General features: G+C 43.2%; 6 protein-coding genes. 4 read left to right on the top strand and 2 right to left on the bottom strand.

Features of this window, described 5'->3' with window-relative positions:
* Positions 1-266: 266 nt before the first annotated feature.
* Positions 267-2,660 (bottom strand): bifunctional aspartate kinase/homoserine dehydrogenase II, encoded by a 2,394-nt coding sequence (locus H5185_RS02240; RefSeq protein ID WP_124015145.1) that lies wholly within the window; start codon positions 2,658-2,660, stop codon positions 267-269.
* 140 nt (positions 2,661-2,800) lie between these two features.
* On the bottom strand, positions 2,801-3,970 hold the full coding sequence (gene metB, locus H5185_RS02235) for a cystathionine gamma-synthase (RefSeq protein ID WP_182696766.1): 1,170 nt from the start codon (positions 3,968-3,970) through the stop codon (positions 2,801-2,803).
* A gap of 207 nt (positions 3,971-4,177) precedes the next feature.
* Here metB and metJ point away from each other — a divergent pair, with 207 nt between their 5' ends.
* The 4 genes from metJ to H5185_RS02215 all read left to right on the top strand — a co-directional run bounded on the left by metJ (position 4,178) and on the right by H5185_RS02215 (position 7,927).
* Positions 4,178-4,492, top strand: coding sequence for a met regulon transcriptional regulator MetJ (gene metJ / locus H5185_RS02230; RefSeq protein WP_011638970.1), 315 nt, complete (start codon positions 4,178-4,180; stop codon positions 4,490-4,492).
* Between the two features lie 193 nt (positions 4,493-4,685).
* A complete protein-coding gene (locus H5185_RS02225) occupies positions 4,686-5,423 on the top strand; it encodes a sulfite exporter TauE/SafE family protein (protein WP_182696767.1) in 738 nt (245 codons plus the stop codon).
* Positions 5,424-5,732: 309 nt separating this feature from the next.
* On the top strand, positions 5,733-6,062 hold the full coding sequence (locus H5185_RS02220) for a cytochrome c (RefSeq protein WP_124015148.1): 330 nt from the start codon (positions 5,733-5,735) through the stop codon (positions 6,060-6,062).
* Between the two features lie 152 nt (positions 6,063-6,214).
* Positions 6,215-7,927: a DUF3373 domain-containing protein gene (locus H5185_RS02215; protein ID WP_182741227.1), complete on the top strand. Its 1,713-nt coding sequence runs from the start codon at positions 6,215-6,217 to the stop codon at positions 7,925-7,927.

The following is a 7,927-nucleotide window of genomic DNA, read 5'->3' as shown; positions in this document are numbered from 1 at the left end:
AGCTAATTGCATTAGGGCTGCGGGTATATAAAACACCCGGTTCACAAGCCGGATATATGAAGGCAATGAATTTGTTTATCAACGCTTCGAAATCACTTGCAAAACGGGTGGGTCCATATATGACGAAATAGTGAAATATCAAAATGACTAAATAGTGAAGTGTCGGGCTGACGAAATAGTGAAGTGTCGGCATGACGTTGATGGCCGCAGGCCAAAAAAGCTAAACCCCGGCTCCAAAGCGTTACCGGGATGACAACTTAACTGACCTACTCTTGCAATAGGTCTTTGCAGATATGCACTAAATCGGACTGCACCGCTGCAGCAGTCACCTCACGCCCGGCCCCTGGTCCGCGGATAATCAAAGGGTTACCTTGATAAAACGTACTGCGAATAACAAACACATTATCGCCTGGGGTTAAATTGGCATAAGGATGATGATTATCCACCCACTGCAAACTCACTTCAGCTTGTAACTTACCTTCCACTTTATCCAACGAAGCCACATAGCGCAGTACTTTATGTTGCTCTGTTGCGGCGACATATTGCTGCAACAAACCATCATCTAATTCACTGATGCGTGATAAAAAGTCTTCAAGTGATAACTCTGCTAAGGCTTTGGGCACTAACGAGTTAAGACTGATATCATCTAATTCTATCGCCAAACCAATCTCGCGCGCCAAGATTAACAACTTACGTTGCATATCGCGGCCCGACAAGTCATCACGCGGATCAGGTTCTGTAATACCTAAACTTCGAGCGTGGAGTACTAATTCAGAAAACGGTTTACTGCCGTCATAATTTTCGAACAACCAACACAAGGTGCCGGAAAATATGCCACCAACGGCCTCAATTGTGTCGCCACTGTTACGTAAATCATTTAATGCATGTTGTATTGGTAAACCGGCGCCACAACTCGCGTTATAACGCCAAAACAAGCGACGATTACTGAGTTGCAGTTTTAATTCGCGATAAAAAGGTAATGGCCCAGAGCCGGCTAATTTATTCGCGCTCACCACATGAATTCCGCGGGCAAATAACTCTGGATATTGTAAGGTTAACGCTGCACTGGCACTGATATCGAGTGCGACAATTTCATCGCATGATAACAGTGCCAACTGATCAAACAATTTGTCATAATCCCATTCAATGCCGTGCTGCTGATAATCTTGTTGCCATTGCTCGAGATTAATTCCGTCATTAGAGATTAAGGCTTTTTTCGAGCCGACTAAACCCACTAACTCAACAGTAGCCTCAAGTTCATGATCCAATGCAGGGCTTGCGCGTTTAAATAAATCAATCCACGCCTCACCTATATTACCCACGCCCAACAATAACACTCCGATGCGCATTCTTGGCCCAGCGCAACGACGATGCACTTTCTGAGTCAATAAGCTCACTTGAGCTTGCGGCACTAAGGTGACTAAACTCAGTGAATCTTGATAAACAGGTTTAGCATCGCGGCTAAGTAATCGGGCAAAACTGCGTCTAAAGTGATGCGCATCAGCACTGACAAGGGCCACTAAACCTAAATCAGTTTGGGCACTTAACTCGTCAATACCAAACTCACTGCTGTATTGCGTCAATAAGGCCTGTACTTGTTTCTGGCACTCTAGGGTAAGTGCAAGTTCAATCTTATTCTGTGCTAGCGACCAATAAGCTAAAGGCGTAATGCCAACGTTATCTAAAATAGTCAGTAACGGCTCAATGTCAGCGTTCATTTTAAAACTAAACAACACCACTTCATTTAAGTTAGTCACAACGGGTGCACTGGCTGATGAACTCAGTGGAGCAATTAAGGTAAAGTCAGTGTGTGAAGCATAACTGGACCGCACGGCTAAACTTACGTGAGTATTAAACAATGGCTGTAAGGTACGTGAGTGCAACACAGGCGAGCCTAGACGAGCTAAGCGATCCGCTTCTGCTAGTGACATACTCTTGAGTAATTTAGCGTCATTAATTTTATTCGGGTCGGCGTTAAATACCCCTTCAACATCAGTCCAAATCGTCACACGCTCAATGTCGGCTAAACTGGCAATTAAGGTAGCACTAAAATCTGAACCATTACGGCCCAACAATAACGTATCACCATGACGATTAGCACAAATAAAACCTGTAATAACTAAACGCTCTTGCGGATGTAAAGCGAGTAAGGCTTGTACTTTTTCACGCGATTGCGCCACTAAAATATTGGGAATAGCACCTTCGTCTGCAACCAAAATAGAACACGCATCCACATGAGTGGCTGTTACACCCATTTCTCTCAGCAATGCGGCCATAAGGCGTGCAGACCAACGCTCACCAAAACTGACCACTTGGTTTAATTGGTAGTCATTACGCTGCTCTAAAGACAATAAACTGACTAATTGCGATTTGTCAGTCGACAGGCGCTCACGTAGGTCACGAGCCAGCTCATTTGATAATAACTGTTCAATTAATGTCTGCTGATAACTGATCAGCACTTGAAGCTCTTCTTGCCATAACTGACCGCTGTCACGCAGAGTGAGTAATTTGTATAAAAAGTTAGTCGTTTTGCCGGCGGCCGATACCACAACTAAATCATCACTTTGACCATGTGTAAGCAAAATATGGGCAACACGGCGATAGCAATCTGCATCCGCTAAACTTGAACCACCAAACTTATGTAAATGACTTCGCGTCATTACTAACTCCTTAAACAACTAAGACTTTTATTGCGACAGCTATACTTCTAATTTGAAATAAACAGTGTGGCAAGTGCATATTTTCTATTTTACTTTATTTGGCCGGAACCACAGCAAACTTAAACTCGAATTAAGCCAACTCAAGCTGATTTTATCGCAGTAACAGCGGCGAGACCGGCTTGAATATCCGCGAGCAGGTCATCTGCATCTTCAATACCGACAGATAATCTCAGTAAAGTGTCTTTAATACCAGCCTGCTGCCTTGCCTGTGGGTCCATTGCACGGTGAGTCATGGTGGCAGGAACAGCAACTAAACTTTCCACTCCGCCTAAACTTTCAGCAATACTAAACAAAGATAATGCCTGTAAAAAGGCCACCACTTCAGCTTCGCCACCGGTTAATTCAAAACTTAACATAGCGCCAAAACCTTGTTGTTGTTTTGCGGCAATTTCGTGACCCGGATGGTCTTTTAGCCCTGGATAATACACCTTGGCAACCACATCACTGGCATTGAGTAATTCTACAATTTTTTGCGCATTACGTTGATGCTCACGAATGCGGACTGCCAGCGTTCTTAAGCCACGTAAGGTTAAATAGCTATCAAAAGCAGAACCGGTTAATCCAAGGGTGTTTGACCACCAATGTAATAATTCACCCACTTCAGCATCTTTAGCCACCACAGCGCCACCGACCACATCACTGTGACCATTAATGTATTTGGTGGTTGAGTGAATAACGATATCGGCCCCCAACAATAAAGGTTGTTGTAATATTGGCGACAAAAAAGTGTTATCAACCGTCACTAACGCGCCAACCTCATGGCAAGCGATACTGATCGCATTAATATCGACTACCCGCAGTAATGGATTTGATGGCGTTTCTAACCAGACCATTTTGGGATTTTGCGCTATCGCGTTGCCCAGCGCTTGCGCATCAGTTTGATCAACAACCAATAACTTAAATTGACCTTTTTTGGCCAGGTTAGTAAATAAACGGTAACTGCCACCATAACAATCGTGCGGCACAACCAATAAATCATCTGGGCCCAACAAACTGGTCACTAAGGTAATGGCCGCCATGCCGGTACATGTCACCACACCAGTTACACCTTGCTCAAGTTTTGCAATCGCCTCACCTAATATACAACGCGTCGGATTACCTGAACGGCTGTAGTCAAACTCGCGAGGATTAGTATGGCCATCAAATGAATAATTGGTCGATAAATAAATCGGCGGCACAATAGCACCATGTTGTGTGTCTGTTTCTATACCCTGGCGAACGGCCAAAGTGGCACTTTGATACTGAGTCATAATTGATTCCTAAAAAGTCACAAACACACAATAGATGTCTAGACGTCCAAATTTACCGAAGAGTTCTCCCTGAGTCAACCAAAATAGACGTTTAGACGTCTAAACATCGAGAAATCTATTTGCATCGGGATTAAATAGTAGCAATAATTTGACTAGAGATTGTAACGGTTTAAAATCTGCAGCGTATTTATCGTTAAGGGTAAGTTAATGACTGAATGGAATGGCGAATATATCAGCCCATATGCCGAACACGGCAAAAAAAATGAACAAGTAAAAAAAATTACGGTTTCTATCCCTTTAAAAGTATTAAAAGTACTGACAGATGAGCGGACGCGTCGCCAGATAAATAATCTGCGCCATGCAACTAACAGTGAACTGCTATGCGAAGCATTTTTGCACGCGTACACAGGTCAACCATTACCTTATGACGGTGATTTATCAAAAGATCAGCCTGATAGCATTCCAAGTGAAGCGAAAAAGTTAATGGATGATATGGGTATCGAATGGGAAGAGCTCGAATAACCTACAGGTTAATGAATCCCTCACCGACTTTAAAACTGCCCATTGATACCAATCCTTATTGAAGTTTGCTCTTTTAGCGAAAATGATTAGCGTGGTATTCGAGGCAGTCTTTAAAGGCATAGTTGCTGTACGCCTAAAATAGATCCAATTTCAATGTGGATTGCTATAAGCAGTAATATTTTAAAGAGAAATTATGATGTCATTTATCGATCCAACCACTTTGATACTGGCATCAATTATTGTATTTTTTGGCGCGCTAACCCAAAGCTTAATTGGCTTTGGGTTAGCCGTTGTAGCAAGCCCACTACTGTATATTGTTAATCCTCAATTAGTTCCTGTTCCTATTATTGCCATGGGTTTTGCAATCTCTGCAATGACCTTGTTTAGAGAGCGCGGCCACCTGCAGTTTAATGGATTACAATATGCCTTACTGGGACGTGTTCCAGGAGGATTTTTAGGTGCAGGGTTATTACTGTTTGCACCACAAGCCATACTAGGCTTGGTGATTGCAGCAATCGTGTTTATTGCCGTTATCCTAAGCGTCTTTCGCTTTACCGCACCAATCAATCGCATCAGTTTATTTATCGCTGGGGTATTTTCGGGCATATTTGGCAATATCGCTGCGATCGGCGGCCCACCAATGGCCATTTTACTTGCCGGTCAAGATGCCAGTCAATTTAGGGCGGCGCTATCAGCCTTTTTTGTCTTTAGCTCATTAATCGCATTGGCTATTTTAGCCGTTGTCGGCTTAGTTGAAGTAAAACATTTATGGCTATCACTGCTATTACTCCCCTCAGTCATTGCTGGCTACCTTGTCTCTGGTCGATTAATTGGCCGTGTCGATAAAGAGAAAACCCGGGCTGCGACATTAATATTGTGTAGCATTAGCGCAACAATATTAGTAATAAAGTCGACAATCGCATTAATTTAACGCCACTCACTGATTATCTTTATCAAATGACCTTCCAACAAACAGGGCTGCACATTATTTTATGTGGCTGAATCCCTGTCACTAAACGTTAATTTATCCTCTAGCAAACTATTACCCTCTAGACAATAGATCTGCATCACACCAACTCCATTAGATTTTTATCAATTAACTTTTTTTCAATTAGTTTTTTCTCATGGATATGATCTACTTCAAATTAACACTAGCCCCTTTTAGGTAACATTATTTACAGCAAAACAATAAATATATGTTGCTAAGGCACCAGCCATAAAAAGCTTTGTAGAGGATAAAATGATGAACATTTACGTTAAAGTTGGTATTGCAATCGCGATTGCATTTTCTCTTGGTAGCCAAGTAATGGCTGCAGAAGGTGGTAACCCTAAAAAAGGTAAACATCTTTATAAAAAAGAATGTAAAGCTTGCCACAGTGCCAATAGTGAAGGCAAAGAGCTCACCCCGATGACCAAAACCATGAGCCAGTGGGATCGCTTTTTCACCCGCGATATGCATAAAGCCAAACCTGCTGTTTTCGAGGCGCTATCAGAAAAAGACTTGAAAGATATTCAACAGTTTTTATATGACCACGCAGCCGATTCAGACCAACCAGCAACCTGTGGCTAAGTCATTACAGCTTAGGGCCTTGTCGTCTTAAGCGTACACATCAGCCAATAACCAAACTGACAAAATAGTGAGGCTTAGCCTCAGGGATTTTTACACCAAAAATTTGCCACATCAGCTTATACATTTGGCAAGTTTAGGGGGAGAGAAAGATGATGAGAACTCTGATATCAATACTTGTAGCTAATGCGCTTTTCATGAGCGGCGCTAGCTTAGCGGCAGACACCGATTCACAAAAAATTGCCGATCTTAAACAACAACTGGCCACCATTACCGAAGATCTTGACGACTTAAACTCACGGGTTGATAAAACTGAGCGCCATACGGCACTGGACAGAGTGTCCATCACTGGTGACTTTAGAACCAAAGCACACTCATTACATTATCAAAATGTCACATGGAACCCTGCCATGAACGTTAACTTTTCTGATTTTGGCGCGAAAGCCATGTCAGGAGCATTTGGCGATCCAAATAGTGCCACCTCACCATTGGGCCAAATGATGATGGCTAATCCTGATTTAGCCAGCGCGTTTCAAAGCGGTATGCTGCAAGGCATTATGCCAATGGTGTTAGGCCAAAAAACCCAACAAGATATTAATAACGACATATTTTACACTACCCGGTTACGCCTAAACATTGATGCCAAAGTATGGGACAACGTCAGCTTTGCCGGACGCTTAACCATGTTTAAGAGTTGGGGAGACTCAGCTGGGGTTAAAGTATTCGACTCGTGGAACTCATTCACCATGGATGGCACCAGTAGCGGAAGCACCAGTGGTGATGAGTTAAAAGTAGAGCGCGCCTATTTTAACTGGAAAGATATTAACGATAGTGGCGTTTACCTCTCTATTGGGCGTCGTCCTTCAACCTATGGCCCACCAAGCCATTATCGTGAAAATGAACTCAGAGGCGGCACACCGTCAGGCCACTTAGTCAATTTCAACTTCGATGGTCTTACCTTAGGTTACAACTTAGGTGATATCACAGGTATTGAAGGGCAAACTGTACGTTTTTGCTACGGTCAAGGCTTTGAGTCACAGTACGGTAATGGCGAATTGTTTGGTGACATCATCACTAAAGACACCCACCTCGGCGGGTTTAATATCGACGTGATTAATGACGGTAACCATTTCTTACAGTTCACCTTATTCGGTGCTAAAGATGTCAATGATGGCTTTACAGGCACCATGGCATTCCCAACTCAACTGGCGGGTATCTTTGCCCCAACCATGTATCAAGACATGCAAAAATTTGACAACTTTAACTTCGTCACCCGCGTGCAACCAAGCGGTGTGATTGGTGATATGTACTTAGGTGGACTAGGTTATGCCTATGAATCCGATGACGATATGAAAGTGTTTGCTTCACTCGGCTGGACTCGTGCAGAACCTAACGGCAATGCCGGTTTATTCGGCGGCATGTTAAGCGATGCGGTATTTGAAGCCGAACTTAATAGCACAGGTACTGAAATCATTATGGTGCCAAAAGAAACCGTTGATAGCGACACCAAAGACGGTTATGGCATTTATGTAGGTATGCAAATCCCTGCCCCCTTCGGTAAATTCGGCTTGGAATATAACTATGGTTCTAAATACTGGAGTCCCTTCACCCAAGCACAAGACGACCCAATCGGCAGTAAGTTAGCCACCCGCGGTCATGTTGCCGAAGCCTATTATATCTTCGATATTAATCCAAAAATGTTTATTAAGTTAGCCGGTTTGTATTACGACTATGAATATACCGGAAGTGGCTCACCAGTGGGTGCTCCTCAGAAAATTGACGATGTGATTGCCGGTAGTGCCTACTCAATGTTGCCTGTGGTTGACACAGCCTATGACGTCAATGCCTCACTGACCGTTAACTTCTAA

Source organism: Shewanella sp. SG44-6 (assembly GCF_014164185.1).
Lineage (GTDB): Bacteria > Pseudomonadota > Gammaproteobacteria > Enterobacterales > Shewanellaceae > Shewanella > Shewanella vesiculosa.
The sequence above is the reverse complement of the archived record's forward strand: the minus strand, read 5'-3'. Positions and strand labels throughout refer to the sequence as shown.